The sequence below is a fragment of the Pseudomonas khavaziana genome, from assembly GCF_036704165.1.
GTDB lineage: Bacteria > Pseudomonadota > Gammaproteobacteria > Pseudomonadales > Pseudomonadaceae > Aquipseudomonas > Aquipseudomonas khavaziana.
This window is the reverse complement of the sequence record NZ_CP129946.1, coordinates 2,436,750-2,455,771: the sequence shown is the minus strand read 5'-3', so window position 1 is coordinate 2,455,771 and position 19,022 is coordinate 2,436,750. Positions and strand designations below refer to the sequence as shown.

Sequence of the window (19,022 nt, the reverse complement as noted above, 5' to 3'; positions counted from 1 at the left end):
GAACTTTTTGTAGGAGCGAGCTTGCTCGCGAAAAACTCACCGGTGCCGCGTTCATTCAGAAAGCACGCGTTATCGTTGACGTTTTTTCGCGAGCAAGCTCGCTCCTACAGGACTCGCCAGCTGATTGCCGCCCTGCAGCTTGGCCATCGTTTGACCAGCCCCGAGGGCATCGCGCCGATGTGGGACTAGGCCCCTGCCACCGGCATACGGGACAACTCCCGCAACCACGGTAATACCCGCAGGCCTTGACTGGCTTCCGGTGGGTCGATGATATCCATGAAGTGTTCGAGATTGAGGTTGTCCGGCATCCCGGGCAGGCGTACCCGCAGCCCTGGCATTACGCCCGTGGGTGCATTCGATTGCGGGTGGTCATAGACCAGCACGTGGCGCACTTGGGCCTGGGCCCCAAAGGCATGAGCCATCAGCCTCGCGTTGATGATCAGTACATCGAAGGGCTCGGCTGGAATGGCGGTCAGAATCTGTACCTCTTCGAGCGTTTGCACCGGCACAATCCGGTAATACCCCAACTGGTTGAGCATTTTCTCGATGTATAAACGTTGCAGATGCTGCTCATCGGCAATCAGGATAGTCAGTGCTTTGTTCGGCATGGCAAACCCCTGGACAGGCTGTGCTCGGCAGTGAGCGCGACCCATTTTCCAGACATATGCCGACGACAAAATCAGGCATATTCCCCGTTCACGTAGGAGTTCTCCCAAATTCTCCGAATGGCGATCAACCGCAGTCAAGACAGATTGCAATAAACGCTCAGACCATGATGTAAGGTTTCAATCGCTTCACCCACGCCCTCGACCGTCGACCCCAATGCCTGGCGGTCCTGCTGTTCACACACCTGTTCCAATGCCTCACAACAGCTGATCAGCCCGTAAGCCTTGACCATCCGAGCGCCGCCTTTGGCGCGATGGGCCAGGTCGTGCAGCTTGGCGAAGTCTGCCTGGCTTTGCAGCGGGGACAGCAAGGCACGATCGGCCTTCAGGCTCTCAAGCAACGGCGCCAGCAACTCGATAAGCGCGGGGCGGTCATCCCCTGTCAACGCAATCAGGGTACTTAAGTCAAAAGCTGCCACGCGCAGCAGGGCAGTGTCCGCCGCGCGCGACGCCAGCGCTGAACGCAAATCGTCAAGCCCGGTAGGCTTGAACAAACAGCCATCCATGCCTGCTTGCCGACAGCGGTCGGTTTCTTCCGGTTGTGCGTTGGCGGTGAACCCCAATAGCAGGCAAGGCGACAATCCCCACTCGCGCTCTTGTGCACGGATATCCTGTGCCAACTGATAGCCGTTCTTGTAGGGCATATTGCAATCGGTAATGACGCAATCGAACTGACCACTGCGCCACTGTTCGAGCCCCTGTACACCATCCTCGGCGGTGATGATACGGTGCCCGAGGAAACTCAATTGCCGGGCCAGCAACAGACGGTTGGCCGGGTAGTCGTCGACCACCAGAATGCTCAGCGCACGGTTCGGGGGGGGCAAGTTTTCCATCGGTGCTGCCTGCGCGGGCACTGCATTGGTCATGGCCAATGCCAACGTCACATCCACCCGGGTGCCTTGCCCCAGCACACTGTTCAAGTGCAGCTGGCCACCCATCATTTCGCACAAATTGCGGCTGATCACCAAACCCAGCCCAGAACCGCTACGCGCCGACTGTTCGTTGTTGCTACCCTGGATAAAGAGGCTGAACAAACGCTGCTGGTCTTGGACACTGATACCGATACCGGTGTCCTGCACCCACAACTGCAAGCGCAATCGCTCGCCTTCCAGCCCTGCCTTGGCCCCAAGTGTTACCTGGCCATTGGCCGTGAATTTAATCGCATTGCTCAGCAGGTTCGACACCACCTGCTTGAAACGTAGCGGGTCGACCAGCACCACCCTATCAATCAATGGGTCGAGTTCAACCTGCAGCGCCAGCCCCTTGGCCCGCGCCAACCCTTCGAACACACGGGCCACCGAGGCCAGCAGTTCTTGCAGATTGGCTGGTTCAAGGGCCAGGGACAAATGCCCGGCCTCGATTCGCGCGATATCGAGAATATCGCCGATCAGTTCCAACATGCCGCGCGAGGCCACCGATGCCACCTCCAGCGCATCCCTGTCGGCCCGCCCCTGCTCGGCATTTTTCAGGGCCAGCTCGATCATGCCGATCACCGCATTCATTGGCGTGCGGATCTCATGGCTCATGGTTGCCAGAAAGGTCGTCTTGGCTCGGCTGGCAGCATCGGCATCGTCCTTGGCTTCCTGCAACTGGCGAAGCAAGCGTTGTCGCTCGCTTACATCCACCCAGCCGGCAATCATGCCCACTACCTTCTCGTCACCATCGCGGTACGGCAACATCCACTGGTAAATCGTCAGGATCTCGCCACTGGGCACCTTGAGTATCCGATCATGAATCTGCGGTTCGCCGCCGGCCATCAGGCGCAGATAATCCTCATGAAACGACTGGGCCTGGGGCAGATTGGTGGTGTCGGTTTCCACCACGGTCCTGCCGATCACGTCTTCGAGCTTGTACCCGAAAACATCAAGATAAGCGTTATTGCAAGCCATCAGCCGCCCTTGGCGGTCGCGCACATAAATCGGGTGCGGGGTGCCATCAATCAATACGCTCATGAACCGCATCTGGTCGCTCAGCGCCCGCTCGGCCTGCACGCGTTTATGAATCAGACTGCGTAGATAGATGACCCAACCCAGCGTGATCACCAGCAAGAGTGCCGCCAGCCCGAAACCCTGGAGAATGACGTTGCGATGGCGCAGCCAATAGCTGTCCTCGATGATGATCTCACTGCGCCAATGTCCGATCAGTTCGTCCATTTCTTGCGGGGTGATGCTCAGCAGCGCCTTGTCCAGGATCGAATAAAGCTCCAATTGACTGCGATTGACTCCAAATGTCACGCGTGCCGGCTCGGTGCCGACGGTACTGGCGATACGCAAACGGTCGCGATAATCCCGGGCTATCACATAACGCGCGCTGATCAGCGAGTTTACCGCGCCGTCGGCGTCGCCTTTGGCCACCAACGCCATGGCTTGCTCCGGGTTTTCTACGTCCACAAACGTGATGCCTGGAAAATTCTGCGCGATTTCATCGTGCAAGCCGTTGCCAGTCACCATTGCCAGGCGTTTGCCGAGCATATCTTCCAGGGTGGCCGGGCTGTAATCCCCACTACGTGTCACCAGCACAAAGGGGTTGGTGAGGTAGGGTCGGGTAAACCGTACCTTCTCGGCGCGCTCGACACTGGGGGTCACGACCGCCAGCATATCCGCCGTACCCGCATTGACGATATTGATCTGGCGCGGTAGCGAGGTGCCCGGGACCACATCGAACTTCAAGCCGGTACGCAAACTGACACGCGCCAACACCTCGGCACTCAACCCCTCGAACTGCCCCTGGTCATTGATGAATGACAGCGGCAGGAAGTTGTTCAGCACTGCGACCTTGATCCGTGGGTTCTTCTGCACCCAGCGCTGCTCACTGGCACTCAGTTGCAACCGATCGACGCCGACGATACCGAGGTTGCCCCCACTCCAACGGCGCAGGATCTCCATCTGCTCACTGGCAGGAATCGCCTCCAGCGCGGCGTTCAGGATCGGCAACAGACGGGCATTGTCACGGGCCACGGCGAAGGCAAACGGGTTGACCTCCAGGGTCGAAAAATCGGCCATGCGCACGTTATTGAGGTGGTTACGGTTGATCAAGTAATTGGTGCTGATAGCGTCGCCCAGATACACATCGGCACGACCGAATGCCACGGCTCCGATGGCTTCGAAGGTCGATGCAAACAGCTCCAACTGGGCATCGGGGTAAAAGGCGCGAACAGCGTCGGGCTGCATATAGTGGTACAGCATCGCCACACGCTTGCCCGCCAGGTCGTCACTCAACACCTGGCTTTCACCGGTGCGGGTGACCAGTGTCGGTTGATCATTGGCGTAGGAGCGAGACAGATGCAGTTGCGGGTCGGCCGCTTCGTAGCCGTTGGCCGACCCGAGAAAATCCACGGCCCCCTGCTTGAGGGCTTCGATCACTTCGTCGCGGGTATCGTAGCGCCGGACTTCGATGCCGATATGCAGCGCCTGGCCGATCAGTGCGGCAAAATCGGCAGTTATGCCTTCGAGTTCGAGGTTGTTATTGGTCAGGTCAAAAGGCGCGTAATCGGGGGCGGAAACTCCCATCAACAGCGTGCGCCGCTCGCGCAGCCAACGCCAATCAGCCTCGTCCAGCGTCACTTCGGGAGTTTCGATATGAGAATGCCCCAGCAGACGCAAAGCGTGGGGCTCGTCAAGGGCCACCGCGATCAGGGGTAACAGGCTCATCCAAAGGATCGTGGCGAACCTCGTAAACGCGGTGGTGATCATTTCAGATCAGATGGTTGCGCTGGGCAAACTTGGATAAATGCACTACCGAGGACATACGCAACTTCTCCTTGAGTCGAGTCTTGTAGGTGCTGATGGTCTTATGGCTCAACAGCATCTGCTCGGCAATTTCCTTGTTACCCAGCCCCAGGGCCAGCATTTGCAGTACGGTCAACTCACGGTCAGACAGGCATTCGATCATCTGTCGCTCCGTTTCTTGCAGGTCGTCACGGCGTACCGAGCTGGTCGGCAGACTGGGAAAGCAACTGTAGCCGGACATAATTGCCTTGATGGCCTTTTGCAACTCGTCCAGCTCACCTGTCTTGGCCACAAACCCCATGGCTCCGGCGCGCATACAGCGGGTGGAGAAAAACACCGCAAGGTAAGAGGTGAGTACCAGGATGCGGCACGGCAGGCCCTGGGTCTTGATGCGGTGGATCACTTCCAACCCACCCAGCTTGGGCATCGCCAGGTCGAGGATGATCAAGTCCGGACGTTGTTCCCTTGCCAATTGCATGGCATCTGCACCGTCACCTGCCTGATAAATGTCGTCGAACCCTTCCAACTGCAGTAGATGCTTGACCGTTGCACGGATAAACGGGTGGTCATCCACAATTAATGCTTTGCTCATAAACTTCCCTATACGGACAAAATACCCTTACACATCACATCGGACCTTGGTACCTGTGAGAAATGACAGTTCCGACCAACGGCACTGCGCAAACTCAGGAAGATAACCAAGCGATGCCTGGCCCATTCAATTGCAACACCACACTTCCAGCAGCCGGGCCATGGGCCCATCAGCTGTAAGTGCCCAACCTTAGCAACGCATAAATATTTAGATTGAAGGGATAATCCGGACTGTTTGTAGGATTTTTCCACGATTAAGTTTAGCCAGTCGTGGCCTATCCATAACGTTCAGTCAGTGGTACTCGGGCTCCAGAACGCCTGTACCACCAGTGTCGAGGTCGAGATGCGCGCCACCAGTGCATCCAGCTCGTCGCCATCGACCGACGTCGCTGCCAGGGTGGCCTCGATTTCCACTTCTTCGCTGCCGAACGGGCGCACGTCGACATCGCTGGCCGGGTAGTTGCAGCGGGCCAACTCGGCTTCCAGCAACACCATCACCGCCTGTTGCTGACTGCGCCGGGCAATCACATAGAGGATGTTGGTGACCTCCGCCGACACCACGTCCAACGGCTGGCGGTTGATGTTATTGACGATCGGCCGCAGCAAGGTATTGGCCGCCAGAACAAACAGCGTGCCCAGCAAAGCCTCGAGGATCAGGTCGGCACCGGCACAGGCACCCACCGCCGCCGAGGCCCAGAGGGTAGCGGCCGTATTGAGCCCGCGCACATTGCCTTCTTCACGCATGATCACGCCGGCGCCGAGGAAGCCAATACCCGACACTACGTAGGCGACCACGCGTACTGCGCCTTCCGCGCCGCCCAGGCGGTTGGCCATGTCGACAAAAATTGCCGCGCCGACCGCCACCAGTACATTGGTGCGCAAGCCGGCGGTGCGCTGGCGGTATTGGCGCTCGAAGCCGATCAGGCCACCTAGGATAAACGCCGCGCTGAGGCTGACTACGGTGTCGACCAGGGAGTTGAGGTTGATGTTGTTGATTGCCTGCATAAAAAGATCTCCATGACCTGATGACCTGTAGGAGCGAGCTTGCTCGCGAAAAACCTGAGGGCGGCGCGGTCCGTCAGAAGGCCCGCGTCATCGTTAACGATTCTCGCGGGCAAGCCCGCTCCTACAGGGTTATTGCCAGCCGAACCGGCGGATATAAAAGCCCTTCACCGCCTGGGTCAGTGCCATGTACGCCAGCAGGATCACCGGCAGAAATACGAAGTACAGCGACGGCAGCGCCTGCAATTTGAAATAGTGCGCCAGCGGCCCCATTGGCAGGAAAATCCCCACGGCCATGATCACCCCCGTCATCAACATCAACGGCAGCGCCGCACGGCTTTGCAGGAAGGGAATTTTCGGAGTACGGATCATGTGCACGATCAGGGTCTGGGTCAGCAGCCCCACCACGAACCAGCCGGACTGGAAGAGGGTCTGGTGGTCTGGAGTGTTGGCATCGAACACATACCACATGAGTGCGAACGTGGTGATGTCGAAGATCGAACTGATCGGCCCGAAAAACAGCATGAAGCGCCCCACCTCCCCTGGTTGCCAGCGTTGCGGCGTGGCGAGCATTTCGTCATCGACGTTATCGAACGGAATCGCAATCTGGGAGATGTCATACAGCAGGTTCTGCACCAGTAAATGCATTGGCAGCATTGGCAGGAACGGGATAAAGGCACTGGCCACCAGCACCGAGAACACGTTGCCGAAGTTGGAACTGGCGGTCATCTTGATGTACTTGAGCATGTTGGCGAAGGTACGCCGACCTTCCAGCACGCCCTCCTCCAGGATCATCAGGCTCTTTTCCAGCAGGATGATGTCAGCCGCTTCCTTGGCGATGTCCACCGCGCTGTCCACCGAAATACCGATATCGGCCGTGCGCAACGCCGGTGCGTCGTTGATGCCGTCGCCCATAAAGCCCACCACATGCCCGTTGGCCTTGAGCAGGCGCACGATGCGTTCCTTGTGGCTGGGGGTGAGCTTGGCGAACACATTGGTGGTTTCCACAGCCAGGGCCAGTTCGGCATCGGTCATGGCTTCGATATCGTTGCCCATCAGCAAGCCTTGTTGCGCAAGACCCACTTCGCGGCAGATCTTCGCCGTGACCAGCTCGTTGTCGCCGGTCAGCACTTTCACCGCCACGCCATGGGCTTTCAGGGCCTTGAGGGCGGGTGCGGTGCTTTCCTTGGGCGGGTCGAGAAACGCCACATAGCCGATCAGGGCCAGGTCGTTTTCATCCGCCAGGCTGTAGGTGTCACGCCCGGCTGGCATCGGCTGCGCCGCCACCGCCACCACACGCAGCCCTTCCTCGTTAAAGGCCGCGGTCACCTGGCGAATGCGCGCCAGCAGTTCCTCGCTCAGGGCTTCATTGACGTCGCCGTGGCGCACGCTGGTGCACACCGACAAGATCTCCTCCACCGCACCTTTGCAGATCAACAGGTGGGGCCGGTCCTGCTCGGCCACCACCACTGACATGCGGCGGCGGTTGAAGTCGAAGGGGATCTCATCGACCTTATGGAACGCGGTGCCGACTTTCAGCTCGCGATGGATTTCCACGTGCTCAAGCACCGCCACGTCCAGCAGGTTTTTCAGGCCGGTCTGGTAGTAGCTGTTGAGGTAGGCCATTTCCAGTACGTCTTCGGACTCCTCACCCCACACGTCCACATGGCGTGCCAGGAATATCTTGTCCTGGGTCAGCGTGCCGGTCTTGTCGGTGCACAAAACGTCCATGGCGCCGAAGTTCTGGATCGCGTCCAGGCGCTTGACGATGACCTTCTTGCGCGACAGGAATACCGCGCCCTTGGCCAAGGTCGAGGTGACAATCATCGGCAGCATTTCGGGGGTCAGGCCCACGGCAATCGACAGCGCAAACAACAGCGCCTCGGTCCAGTCGCCCTTGGTGAAACCATTGATGAACAGCACCAGCGGCGCCATCACGAACATAAAGCGGATCAGCAACCAGCTGACCTTGTTGACCCCGTGCTGGAACGAAGTGGTCGCGCGATCAGTGGCGGTGACACGTTGGGCCAACGCACCGAAATAGGTGCTGTTGCCGGTGGCCAGAACCGCTGCGGTGGCGGCGCCGGATACTACGTTGGTGCCCATGAACAGAATGTTCTCCAGCTCCAACGGGTTGCGGGTATGGGCATCCTGCTGATAGACGAACTTCTCCACCGGCATGGACTCACCGGTCATCGCCGCCTGGCTGACGAACAGGTCCTTGGCGCTGAGCACGCGGCAGTCTGCGGGAATCATGTCACCGGCCGACAATACAATCAGGTCGCCCGGCACCAGTTGCTTGATCGGCAGTTCAACACGCTTGGCAGCATCGCGGTGCAATACGGTGGCCGTGTTGCTCACCATGGCCTTCAAGGCGTCGGCCGCCTTGTTCGATTTGGCCTCCTGCCAAAAGCGTAACAGGGTCGACAGCACCACCATGGAAAAAATCACCGTGGCGGCCTTCATGTCCTCGGTCAGCCAGGAGATCACTGCCAGCAACGTCAGCAGCAGGTTGAACGGGTTCTTGTAGCAGTGCCACAGGTGCACCCACCACGGCAGCGGCTGCTCGTGTTCGACCTCGTTGAGGCCGTATTGCACACGCAGGGCGTCGGCCTCCTGAATAGTGAGCCCCGCCGAATGACTGCCCAGCACACCCAGCAACTGCACGGCACTGCCATTGGCCGCAGCCACCAGGGTGTGCGCCAGGTTCGGCGGGACTTCGCGGCTGACGCTGGCGTCGGTAACGGTTTCAAGCATCGCCAGCCGGCGAAAATGCCGGGCGATATGCCGGGTCCGCAGGAAGCCGGCGAAGAACTCTTTGAGCAGCGTGAGGTTCATGGTGTTACTCCTGCGCGAGGAAAACCCGTCGTGCAGGTACTGCCCATCCGCACCGCGCCCGTCACACAGGCACAGCCGAACCTGGCCCGCCCACCGTAAAAGGCAGGCGCGTCCGTAGCATCCAGGCGTACCCAGGTGCTGGTCAGCGTCGATGAGAGGGATTCAGGCAGGCGCCAGGACGGGCCACTGCCGGGATGCCGCTTCTCGCTTTGTGAGGCGAGACAACGGCATCTGGAAAATGCGCGTTATCTTGCCAAGTATGCGCCGGTTACCGAGACCGGCCGACAACTGTCACTCGAACAAGTACCCACTGAGGGTCTCCGCTATTGATGAAAACGCGCGAAGCTTACGCCGCGATGTTGGCAGAGTAAACCGTAGGAAAGTGCCCGCATGGAGAATAAGAAAATTCTTCAGGATGGGTTCAGGTAATGCCAGTCAGTTAAGGATCTTTTGTAGGAGCGAGCTTGCTCGCGAAAAACTTACAGGCGCCGCGTTCATTCAGCAAGCACGCGTTATTATTAACATTTTTCGCGAGCAAGCTCGCTCCTACAGAAGACGATGACCACTTAACAGGCTTGCATTAAGGCAACTGCACCTAAGAATTCGGTGTGCTGCTTTCACTCATGAGCCTGCCTGCTATCGGTCGGCGCTTGAACACGATCCTCGAGACTGTAATCGCGCACTACATGGGCAATACGCAGGTGGTAGTCAGCAAAAACCTGCTTACGACCTGTTAGTTGGGCGGCTCGATGTAGTTCAAGGCGTCGCCACCGCTGGATAGCCTCCTCGTCACGCCAAAATGACAGAGATAGCACTTTTCCTGGTTCACTCAGACTCTGGAAACGCTCAACTGAAATGAAGCCATCGAGTTGAGCAAGCAGGGGTTTGAGTTCGGCAGCAAGGTCGAGATAGCGCTGGTATTGCTCCTCGTGTGGCCAGGCTTCAAAAATAACGGCGATCATTGCTGAATCTCCCCATCACGGCAGAACTGCGGGATACGACCATTAAGCGAAGGCAAATAACGCCAGCGATAAGCAGGAGCTGGTGAGGTTGGCTGTCGATGCAAAAACGCGAAAACCACCTCTGAAGCAATTGCCAATGCTAATGGCTGGCCTGGACATTTATGTCTTCCTGAGCCGAAGCTGAAGGTTCGTCGTTGCGCTCGCTTGAGCAAGAAGCTGTCGGGTTCTGGGTTGGCGCAGGGGTCTCGGTTGGCAGCAGCGAGCAATAACAGAATGGTATCGCCCGCCTCTAAAACGCTGTCGCCTATCGCGCATCGCTTGGCAACAAACCGCCGAGTGTTTTGTACCGGTGAATCGTGGCGCGCTACCTCTGCCACCCACTCAGCGGCAAGCGTCGGTGTGACTTGCATGCCTTCAAACAGCTCAGGCTTACGTTGGAGCGCTATAAGGGTGTTGCCGATCAGCCCGGCGGTGGCTTCGCAGGTCTGTGACAATAGCCCGATCAGATTCGCTATCAATGCATCATCGTCTTCCCAGGCTGAAGCGTCGTAATCGCTATAAAGACGGCCCAACACACCACTACCTTTATCATCGTTACTCAGCAGCGTTTGGAACATTTGGCTCAGCCGTGCCGCCGCGCAATGGGCTTTACTGAGTTGAGCCTCGTCACTTAACGGCGACAGACAGGCAACAAAATCCCGTGTCATCTGCGCGACTTCCTGTAGCTGGTTGGATGTGAAACCTATCAAGGTCGCAATGACCGAAACCGGTAACGTGAACATCCACTCATTCGGGTTATCGCCCGAGATCTCAAATGTCTCGACAACCTGCGCCACGAGGCCTGCGATGTTTTGCGTGCCCATCGAGGCCAAGATAGGCTCGATAACCCTGCGCGGGCACTGGTGTTGCGCCCCCTCGTTCATGCGCATCAAACGACCAAAAATATGGCCTGCGGCGCCTTGCGCAAGGGCAGCCGGAATCGGCTCGTGCAGTGGACGAACAAGGCAGTCGGGATGTTCCAGAATGGCCTCGACAACGCCGGCGCCACTGGCAATCCATACTCCAAGATCTGCATCGAATAACAATTCCCTTTGCTGCCTGAGGCGTGAGTAATAAACGTAGGGATCGACATGCGTGGCGGCTTCAAACGGCGTCATTTTGGCAGTCCTTTTCACAAAGAACGGCTACTATCGAGCAATCCTCACCCCCACAATTCGCTCAGGAACGAAATATGGATTCCCAAAGCAATGACACTGCTATTTCCCGTGTCGCAGGCGCCATTGCGGAGCCCGCGAGGACGAAAATGCTTTGTTCGCTGATGGACGGTCACGCCCGTACCAGTACCGAATTGGCTGTCATCGCCGACGTCAGTGCATCCACGGCGAGCGCGCACTTGGCAAGGCTCAAAGAGGACGGTTTGATAAAACTGCACACGCAGGGCAGGCACCGCTACTTCAGCCTGGCAGACGCGCACGTGGCCCAAGCTATTGAAGCACTCATGGTGATCAGCCGAAACGCGCAGACCCAGTTCGTTTCGACGGCCCCCAGTCGATTGCAGTTGGCGCGGACCTGTTATGACCACATGGCAGGATCCCTGGCTGTACAACTGCACGACTATTTCATCGACGCCGGCTGGTTGAGCATGCCGGTCGCTGGTGACGGTACGTATCAGCTCAGCGTGGAGGGCGAAAAAGCGATGACGGGGCTCGGTGTCGAGATAGAAACCGTAAGGGCACAGCGACGTCGTTTCGCTTGCTCATGCCTGGATTGGAGCATGCGCCGCCCTCACCTCGCCGGCGCACTGGGGGCCGCTGTTCTACAGGCCGTTATAAGCCACAAATGGGTGATCCAGGACCTTGATAGTCGTGCGTTGGCATTGACGCCCAAAGGGCGAAAGGAGCTGTACCGCAGATTTGGGATCATGGTTGAAAGCAAGGAGCTGGAGAAATCAGGCGCCGCGCGCCCATGAGAGCGGTAGGTGCTACAGGCTGATGGGCCGGTCCCGCTCAACCAACGCCAGGTAGCCGTCAATGGTCCCGTTGCCGAGAGGCTTGACCTGGATCGACACCCTATTCACCTGGCGCCCCATGGTGATGCCCTCGCGAGTTCGTACCTGTACATACCCAAGCCTGGGCCAAAAACGCTCGGCCCTGGTATTGCCCACCACCACCGTCAACCGCAGCCATTGGGCACCCTTCGCCGCCGCCCATGCCTCAAGGTCCGAGTGCAAACGCTGCGCCAGCCCGCTGCCGTGCCAGCGCGTATGCACCAGCAGCAAGCCGATATGCCATACCCCCGCGGCGAGCAAATCTGCGGCGATATTCACCACGGCGACCAGTTGGTCCTGCGTATCGCGGTAGCCCAGCCAGTACATGCGGCTGCACTGCCAGCCAGCGGGTAACTGGCCGTATAATTCTTCCCGTGCTTCACTCGGGGTAGCCGGTTCGCCATTCACCGCGATGAAGTAACCCGGCGCCTGTTCAAAAAACTGCTGCAGCTCAGCCTCATCGCAGCCAAGCAGTTCAACCACCCTAACGTCTTTGAGGGAGCAGCCAGGCAACACCTGTGGATCAACGTCCATGTTCAGTCTCTTCAATCATCCCGCGTCAGCACTTCCAGCAATTCAATCTCGAAACGCAAATTACTGTTGGGGTTGATATGCGCGCCCATGGAACGCTCGCCATAGGCCAGGTGCGCTGGCACATACAATGTACGTACCCCGCCGACCTGCATCCCCATCAAACCCTGGTCCCAGCCCTTGATCACGCGACCGGTGCCAATCACGCACTGGAACGGCTTGCCCCGCTCCCACGACGAATCGAACACGGTGCCATCTTCCAGGGTGCCGGTGTATTGGGTCGTGATCAGCGCGCCCTTGACCACGGTTTTTCCAGTGCCCGGGCGGATGTCGGTGATCTGCAGTTCGTCGTTGCTCATGGGGGTCTCATTGAAGGGGTGGAAGGCTGGGGTTTTCCCAGAATCGGCTGGGTTTGGCAAGTGTAGGAACAGTCGGAACAATGACATTTCCCTTTAACTTGAAGGACGTTTCCGAGAGAATCCCAACCGCTTGCGCCGCTCACATTGCGTGGCTAGTCTTCGTCGGTCACTGCCAATTCAGTGACTCGGGGTTTGGTAGACCGCGAATGATTAGGCGCTAAGCGCCCCCTTCTGCAAGGCGCTTTTTTTCGGCCCTGCGTTATGGCGGCCGTGCGCAGGGCACCTTCGGGTGCACCGGGTCCTAATCACCGGTCTACCAATCTGCGTACGGCCACCACCCTATAAAGTCGTTTGGTAGCGATGGTGGTGGCCTTCTAACTTAGATTAGGAGTCAACCATGGAAAAGCTCGTCCCCGCACCACCCGCCCCAGAACTGCAATTCTTCGCCACCACACCCGACCTCAGCTTCGAAGACGCCCTGGCCCATGCCAGCAGCGTATTGCGTTGCGCAGCCGTTGCCGCGCAGACAGCGGGTGAGCAGTTGGATGGCACTTCCCGCACCCTGGTGATTTCGGTCATGCACCTGGTGGAAATGGCCAGCGTGATGGTGGACCGTTCGCTGGAATGCATACTGCCGCGTTAATGCAAAACTAAATGTGGGAGGGGGCTTGCTCCCGATAGCGGCGCATCAGCCACCTCATCATTGGCTGACACTCTGCTATCGGGAGCAAGCCCCCTCCCACATTTGGATCGCAGGGCATCAGCCAGATAGCCGTCGGCTGTCAGGCTGCAAACAGCCTCGCCACAGATCCAGCGTCGTACCGCAATCTACTGTGGGAGGGGGCTTGCTCCCGATGGCGGCGCATCAGCCCCCCCATCATGGCTGACACTCTGCTATCGGGAGCAGCCCCCTCCCACATTTGGATCGCAGGGCATCAGTCAGATAGCCGTCGGCTGTCAGGCTGCCAACAGCCTCGCCACAGATCCAGCGCCGTACCGCAATCTATTGTGGGAGGGGGCTTGCTCCCGATGGCGGCGCATCAGTCACCACTTCATTGGCTGACAACCTGCTATCGGGAGCAAGCCCCCTCCCACATTTGGACCGCAGGGCATCAGTCAGATAGCCGTCGGCTGTCAGGCTGCCAACAGCCTCGCCACAGATCCAGCGCCGTACCGCAATCTATTGTGGGAGGGGCTTGCTCCCGATGGCGGCGCATCAGCCACCCCATCATGGCTGACACTCTGCTATCGGGAGCACGCCCCCTCCCACATTTTGATCGGTGTGCATTAAGAGGTCGTTCTATCAGCTTTTACAACCAATGCCAGAACCGGCTCCAGAACCCACGCCCCAACTCATTCTTGCACCCGGCATATTGCCGCGCATACATCTGCGAGCGCGCCTGTACCTTGCTCGCTACCGGCGGCAGCCAGGCTTTGCTGGCGTAGGTGCGCTGGCGGTAGCCGCCCCAGCCTTCGTGGTAGTTCAGGTATTGGCCATAGGCGTCGTATTTGTAGACGCCGTTGATGGTGTAGGTCTTGTCCATGTACCAGCCGATAAAGTCGATGGCGTCGTCGAAGTCTTCGCGATCAGCGCCACTGCGGCCGGTGGCTTTGCGGTAGTCGTTCCACACTTCATCCTTGGCCTGGGCGTAGCCCGCAGCGGTGGACACTCGGCCCCAGGGGATGATCCACAACAGGTATTTACGCGGGGTCTTGGCGTCGTAGCGAAAGCCCGACTCCTGATACATGATCGCAAACGGCACCTGGATCGGCACGCCCCAGCGCTTTTGCGTGACCTTGGCGGCGTCGTACCAGTCATCTTTTTCGCGAAAGATGCCGCAGATATCGTTGGGCGTGCGTGGCGGCGAGGTGCCGCACGCCGCCAACAGAGAGGTGAGTAATAACAGTCCTACGGCTTTGCCTGCGCTCAAGGGGCACCTTTGCGGGATACGGGTAAAATGCCAGCATTTTACCCGTTCACACAGGCGGCGTCCTTGCCGCAGACAGTTTTAAGCCAATGGCACGCGACGGGTCGTCAGCGCGATACGACCGATAAAGAAGCTCAAGGCCGCGCCCAACAGCAGCATGGCCAAGGTGCTCCAGGCAGCGCGGGACAGTTGCTTGGCCGCTACTTCACCGGCTTCACGGGCTTTCTGCTCAGCCTGCTGCTTGAGTTCCTCGACCTTCTGCATGGCTTGCTGATAAGCCTGGGCATAGTTATCGACGATCTGCGTGGCTTCTTCTTTGCTCTTGCCGGTACGGGCGGCAACGATGTTGACCAGTGCTTCTTTATCCGCCGCATTCAGTGCCGGCTCGCCGGAGGCTTTGACACGTTCGAACCACTGCTTCAACTCATCGCCGGCCTGGGCTGGGTTGGTCGCTGCATCGGTGGCCGATTGCTTGCCATCAGCGCCAGCCTGGTCGGCTTTCTGCTCGATATTGGCCGGGTCAAGCTCAGCCTTGCCACTCTGCTTGAGCAAGGTGTCCAACTGGCCTTGCAGGCTGTTCCAATCGAGTTGGATGCCTTGTTCGTTCAACTGCTGCTTGAGGCTGTTGCCGATCCCCGGCGCAGCGGCGGCGATGCCACTGCCGGCAGCTGACAGGCCTTTGCCCACTACATTGCCGGCAGTGCCGACAACGCTGGCAGCCAAACCGGCCAGCAGCCAGGTGGTGAGCAAGGTGGTCAAGGTCCAGGTCAATACGCCGTGCAGGCCACCACGGTCGGGTGCGGTGCGCCCGGCCACGAAGGCACCCAGTGCAACAGCCACCAACGTCGAGACAAACAGCCAGATGCCCGCTCCGGTGCCGAAACCGTTCAAGGGGTTACCCGCTTCCATAGGGTCCACAGCGCTGGCGCCAATAGCCGTACCCAACACACTCAATACCAAGTAGGTCACCAGTGCGATTGCACTACCGGCCAGTACCGAACTCCACGACACACGGAATAGCGATCGATTGGTTTCATAGACAGTGGTCATACAAAGGTCCTTTTCAATTTCAGGAGCAAGGCAAGGCGCCTTGTTGAGTGGGAGTGTGGCGAAACGACATACGTTCAGTCGTGGCCCATATGCACCAGGCCAGCTGGTGCATTCGCACTGCCCCTGGGTTAATCGCTCTGCACTATCCTGAAGCCGGGATGTCGTAGTCCCATGCGCCCTAGACACGCCCTCACGGAGAAGTTATGACCCAGGATGTTCTCGCCAAAGAAACCAATCGCCGTCAATTGCAGCAGATCATCTCCGGGCTGTCCGACGGCGTGATTCTGGCCGAGGTTGACCAGACCATCCTCTGGGCCAATGAAGCCGCGCTGGCCATGCATGGCGTCAGCGAAGTCGAGGAGCTCGGCGCCAACACCGAGGCGTACGCCAAGCGTTTCGCCTTGCGCTATCGCAATAATCATCCGTTGCAGCTGGACAGCTACCCCTTGAGCCGCGTAGCGGCCGGTGAAGAGTTCAGCGATGTGGTGGTGGAGGTCACCCCCGCCGCCGATGAAAGTCGTTACTGGGTACACCGTTTGCGCAGCCTGGTGTTGACTGACGCCAAGGGCGAGCCGGAGCTGCTGGTGTTGATCCTCAGCGACGCCACCGAATGGGCCAGTGCCGAGCAACGCTTCGAGAAAACCTTCAACGCCAACCCGGCGCCCGCAGTGATCTGTCGCCTCAGCGACTTGCGCTATATCAAGGTCAACCAGGGCTTCCTGGAGATGACCGGCTACAACCGCGACCAGGTCATCGGCAAATCCGTGTATGAACTGGATGTGCTGGAACAGGCCGAGCGCAAGGACCTGGCCATCGAGCGCCTGGGCGAAGGCGCGACCATCCCGCAGATGCAGGCCGAGCTGCGACTGCCCGAAGGCGGCAGTAAACTGGTGATCGTGGCCGGCCAGCCGTTGGACATGAACGAGGAAGACTGCATGCTGTTTTCCTTTACCGACCTGGAGCCTAGGCGCAAAGCGGAAATTGCCCTGCGCCAGAGTGAAGAGCGCTTCGCCAAATCCTTCCGCCTGACGCCAGTGCCGACCCTGGTGTGCAGCGCCGTCAACCGCCAAGTAGTGGATATCAACGAAGCCTTCATGACGATCACCGGTTATATCAGTGAGGAACTGATCGGTAAATCCATCGAAGAAATCAACTTTATCGACAGCCCCCAGGCCGGTGCGCAACTGTTTGCCACTCTGGAGAAAGCCGGCAACCTCGACGGCCAGGACCTCAAGGTGCGCAAGAAAGGCAACGAGGTGATCGATTGCGTGGTGTCCGCCGATACCGTGATCATTCAGGACGTGCCCTGCTACCTGATGGTGCTGATGAACATCACCGAACGCAAACGCTCTGAGCTTGAGCTGGTAGCGGCCATTGAGGAGGTGATGCAGGACGCGTCGTGGTTCAGCCAGACCCTGATCGAAAAACTGGCCAACGCAAAAAGCGTCAATAGCCCTAACCTGCCCAATGTAGCCTTCACCGACCTGACCGCCCGGGAGCGTGATGTGCTGGGCCTGATCTGCGAGGGTCTGGCCGACAAGGAAATCGCCTCGCGCCTGAAACTGGCACCCAACACCGTGCGTAACCATGTAGCCACGGTGTATTCAAAGCTGGGGGTGCACAGCCGCAGTGCGGCCATCGTATGGGCCCGCGAACGCGGGCTGTTTGCCGGAGAATTGCGGGTTAAAAACAAGCGCTGAACATACAAATGCACTAGTCCAGCTAGTGCGAATTCGCCTTATTGGGCGGGGGTGCAATCAATAACCTTCAAGGGATCGTACTTTTGCCTTGAAGGAACCCGCATGTTTACCCTCTCCCAACTGCGCAACTGCATCGAAGAAGGCCTGTCACCGCTGACGTGCGAATTCACCTTGTGCCGGGATGCGTCATTGACCCTCAAGGTCTACGACGCCGAGACCGGCCGGGTCGACCTGGTGGTCACCGGCATCAGCACTAACCGCCTGCAGACCCCACAAGAAGTGGAAAAGATGGTGGATGAGCTGCGTTACGAGCTGCAGAGCAACAACGTCGGCAAGCTCACCCTCGATGATTTGCCTTCATCGACGCGGCAATGAAATAGAACACCTGCAAAGCAGCAGGTGGTGGTGGATTATTTCTTCACCGGGGTGATCTCAAGGATCGTGCCGTTAGTGGTCTTGAGCAGCACGAACTTGTCGCCCACCCGCGCCCATTGGCTGTCTTCCTCTGGCTGTTTGAGGCCGCGTTTTTTCCAGTCACTGACCGCCGACTCCTTGCGCATCAGCATATCCGGGGCGCGGTCACCTTCTTTCAGGTCCCGGGCATTGATATTTGAAGGTTGCACGGTTTCCTGAGGGGTATCACCGGCCTGCACGACAAAGCTGGCGGTGGACAGGCTCGCAGCGACGAGAACACAGGCAGTTAGGGTTCTGGATTTCATGGGTGCTCCTTCAATTTGGGATACGTACCCAGATTCCGACCGCGGCGGCGCGGAATCATTCAGCCTGCTGACCCTGCAGCGGTCCGCCTCCGCCGACGAATGATTCCCCTGCGGCGAGGGAGCTTGCTCCCGCTGGGCTGCGCAGCAGCCCCAAGAAGTCCCGCCGCGTACTGCCTGGACGTGATCAGTGAATGGTGGGGCAGCTTCGCTGCCCAGCGGGAGCAAGCTCCCTCGCCACAATGGGTACATAATTACAGCCAAGCAGCATCCCAGAGCGAGTAGTCGCCGACATGATCGACCAGTCCGGCTCGCAGTGGGTTGGCAATAATGTAGCGCGCGACCTTGATAAGGTCTTCTTCGGCTCGCACCGCGCGATCATGGTATCCGCTCTGCCAGAACGCGCCGTGCGTGCGACGGGCGCGATTGATAGTCAGCGTGCTGCGCGACTTCACTCGCCTCATCACCTGAGATAACGTCGCCTCTCGCAGCTCAAACAACCAGTGGAGATGGTCCGGCATGATGGCCCAGGCCAATGAGTCCACCAGACCTGAATCGTGGGTTTGCTTGAGCTCTGCAACCAATAACCGCCCCAGATGCAAGTCATTGAATACTGGGCGCCGCTGATAAACCACGACAGTTACCAAGTAAGCTCGCCCAGACTCTGAATAACGACCACGCCGTAACAAATGAGAATTAGGCTTTTGAAGCAATCCTTTGCTCCCTTGAATGGACACATGACCCATTCAACTTAGCAAAGGCCAGCAGTGCTCCCCCGCTTCATTCAATTTCCTCATGTGTCCCAGCTCCCCCTGTGGCGAGGGAGCTTGCTCCCGCTGGGCTGCGCAGCAGCCCCAAGAAGTCCCGCCGCGTACTGCCTGGACCTACTCAGTGAATGGATTGGG

17 protein-coding genes are annotated in these 19,022 nt (G+C 58.6%); 4 read left to right on the top strand and 13 right to left on the bottom strand.

The window, feature by feature from the left end; all coding sequences use genetic code 11:
• Window positions 1-185: 185 nt before the first annotated feature.
• The 7 genes from QYQ93_RS11015 to QYQ93_RS10985 all read right to left on the bottom strand — a co-directional run bounded on the left by QYQ93_RS11015 (window position 186) and on the right by QYQ93_RS10985 (window position 10,943).
• Window positions 186-608, bottom strand: coding sequence for a chemotaxis protein CheY (locus QYQ93_RS11015; protein WP_043050229.1), 423 nt, complete (start codon window positions 606-608; stop codon window positions 186-188).
• A gap of 134 nt (window positions 609-742) precedes the next feature.
• The gene (locus tag QYQ93_RS11010) at window positions 743-4,315 is read right to left on the bottom strand and encodes a transporter substrate-binding domain-containing protein (protein ID WP_043050241.1); all 3,573 of its coding nucleotides are present in this window, start codon (window positions 4,313-4,315) and stop codon (window positions 743-745) included.
• A 43-nt stretch (window positions 4,316-4,358) separates the two neighbouring features.
• A complete protein-coding gene (locus tag QYQ93_RS11005; RefSeq protein WP_043050228.1) occupies window positions 4,359-4,985 on the bottom strand; it encodes a response regulator transcription factor in 627 nt (208 codons plus the stop codon).
• Between the two features lie 287 nt (window positions 4,986-5,272).
• Window positions 5,273-5,989, bottom strand: coding sequence for an MgtC/SapB family protein (locus QYQ93_RS11000; protein WP_043050227.1), 717 nt, complete (start codon window positions 5,987-5,989; stop codon window positions 5,273-5,275).
• Window positions 5,990-6,118: 129 nt separating this feature from the next.
• A complete protein-coding gene (gene mgtA, locus QYQ93_RS10995) occupies window positions 6,119-8,824 on the bottom strand; it encodes a magnesium-translocating P-type ATPase (protein ID WP_338476901.1) in 2,706 nt (901 codons plus the stop codon).
• 617 nt (window positions 8,825-9,441) lie between these two features.
• Window positions 9,442-9,786 (bottom strand): antibiotic biosynthesis monooxygenase family protein, encoded by a 345-nt coding sequence (locus QYQ93_RS10990; RefSeq protein WP_043050225.1) that lies wholly within the window; start codon window positions 9,784-9,786, stop codon window positions 9,442-9,444.
• Window positions 9,783-10,943, bottom strand: a complete 1,161-nt coding sequence (locus tag QYQ93_RS10985; protein ID WP_043050224.1) for a cytochrome P450 — start codon at window positions 10,941-10,943, stop codon at window positions 9,783-9,785. The genes QYQ93_RS10990 and QYQ93_RS10985 overlap by 4 nt, the downstream gene beginning before the upstream one ends.
• A 74-nt stretch (window positions 10,944-11,017) precedes the next feature.
• Between QYQ93_RS10985 and QYQ93_RS10980 the strand changes: the two genes are divergently transcribed.
• A complete protein-coding gene (locus QYQ93_RS10980; protein WP_043050223.1) occupies window positions 11,018-11,755 on the top strand; it encodes an ArsR/SmtB family transcription factor in 738 nt (245 codons plus the stop codon).
• Window positions 11,756-11,767: 12 nt separating this feature from the next.
• Here QYQ93_RS10980 and QYQ93_RS10975 read toward each other — a convergent pair whose 3' ends face one another.
• Both QYQ93_RS10975 and QYQ93_RS10970 read right to left on the bottom strand, forming a co-directional pair.
• Complete coding sequence (locus tag QYQ93_RS10975; RefSeq protein ID WP_338476900.1) at window positions 11,768-12,367, bottom strand: GNAT family N-acetyltransferase; 600 nt, start codon at window positions 12,365-12,367, stop codon at window positions 11,768-11,770.
• A gap of 11 nt (window positions 12,368-12,378) precedes the next feature.
• The gene (locus QYQ93_RS10970; RefSeq protein ID WP_046071995.1) at window positions 12,379-12,723 is read right to left on the bottom strand and encodes an FKBP-type peptidyl-prolyl cis-trans isomerase; all 345 of its coding nucleotides are present in this window, start codon (window positions 12,721-12,723) and stop codon (window positions 12,379-12,381) included.
• A 397-nt stretch (window positions 12,724-13,120) separates the two neighbouring features.
• Between QYQ93_RS10970 and QYQ93_RS10965 the strand changes: the two genes are divergently transcribed.
• Complete coding sequence (locus tag QYQ93_RS10965; RefSeq protein WP_057024179.1) at window positions 13,121-13,366, top strand: DUF6124 family protein; 246 nt, start codon at window positions 13,121-13,123, stop codon at window positions 13,364-13,366.
• A gap of 667 nt (window positions 13,367-14,033) precedes the next feature.
• Here QYQ93_RS10965 and QYQ93_RS10960 read toward each other — a convergent pair.
• Window positions 14,034-14,654, bottom strand: coding sequence for a hypothetical protein (locus QYQ93_RS10960; protein ID WP_338476899.1), 621 nt, complete (start codon window positions 14,652-14,654; stop codon window positions 14,034-14,036).
• A gap of 78 nt (window positions 14,655-14,732) precedes the next feature.
• A complete protein-coding gene (locus QYQ93_RS10955; RefSeq protein ID WP_043050217.1) occupies window positions 14,733-15,701 on the bottom strand; it encodes a hypothetical protein in 969 nt (322 codons plus the stop codon).
• Window positions 15,702-15,904: 203 nt separating this feature from the next.
• Here QYQ93_RS10955 and QYQ93_RS10950 point away from each other — a divergent pair, with 203 nt between their 5' ends.
• Complete coding sequence (locus QYQ93_RS10950) at window positions 15,905-17,401, top strand: PAS domain S-box protein (RefSeq protein ID WP_043050216.1); 1,497 nt, start codon at window positions 15,905-15,907, stop codon at window positions 17,399-17,401.
• 102 nt (window positions 17,402-17,503) lie between these two features.
• Entirely contained in the window at window positions 17,504-17,776 is a 273-nt protein-coding gene (locus QYQ93_RS10945) for a DUF1652 domain-containing protein (RefSeq protein WP_043050215.1), read from the top strand.
• Between the two features lie 35 nt (window positions 17,777-17,811).
• On the opposite strand, the gene QYQ93_RS10940 is transcribed toward QYQ93_RS10945, so the two are convergent.
• Window positions 17,812-18,120 carry an RcnB family protein gene (locus QYQ93_RS10940; protein WP_043050214.1) on the bottom strand — a complete coding sequence of 103 codons (309 nt, stop codon included), beginning with the start codon at window positions 18,118-18,120 and terminating at the stop codon, window positions 17,812-17,814.
• A gap of 251 nt (window positions 18,121-18,371) precedes the next feature.
• On the bottom strand, window positions 18,372-18,863 hold the full coding sequence (locus QYQ93_RS10935) for an REP-associated tyrosine transposase (protein ID WP_422394045.1): 492 nt from the start codon (window positions 18,861-18,863) through the stop codon (window positions 18,372-18,374).
• Window positions 18,864-19,022 lie beyond the last annotated feature (159 nt).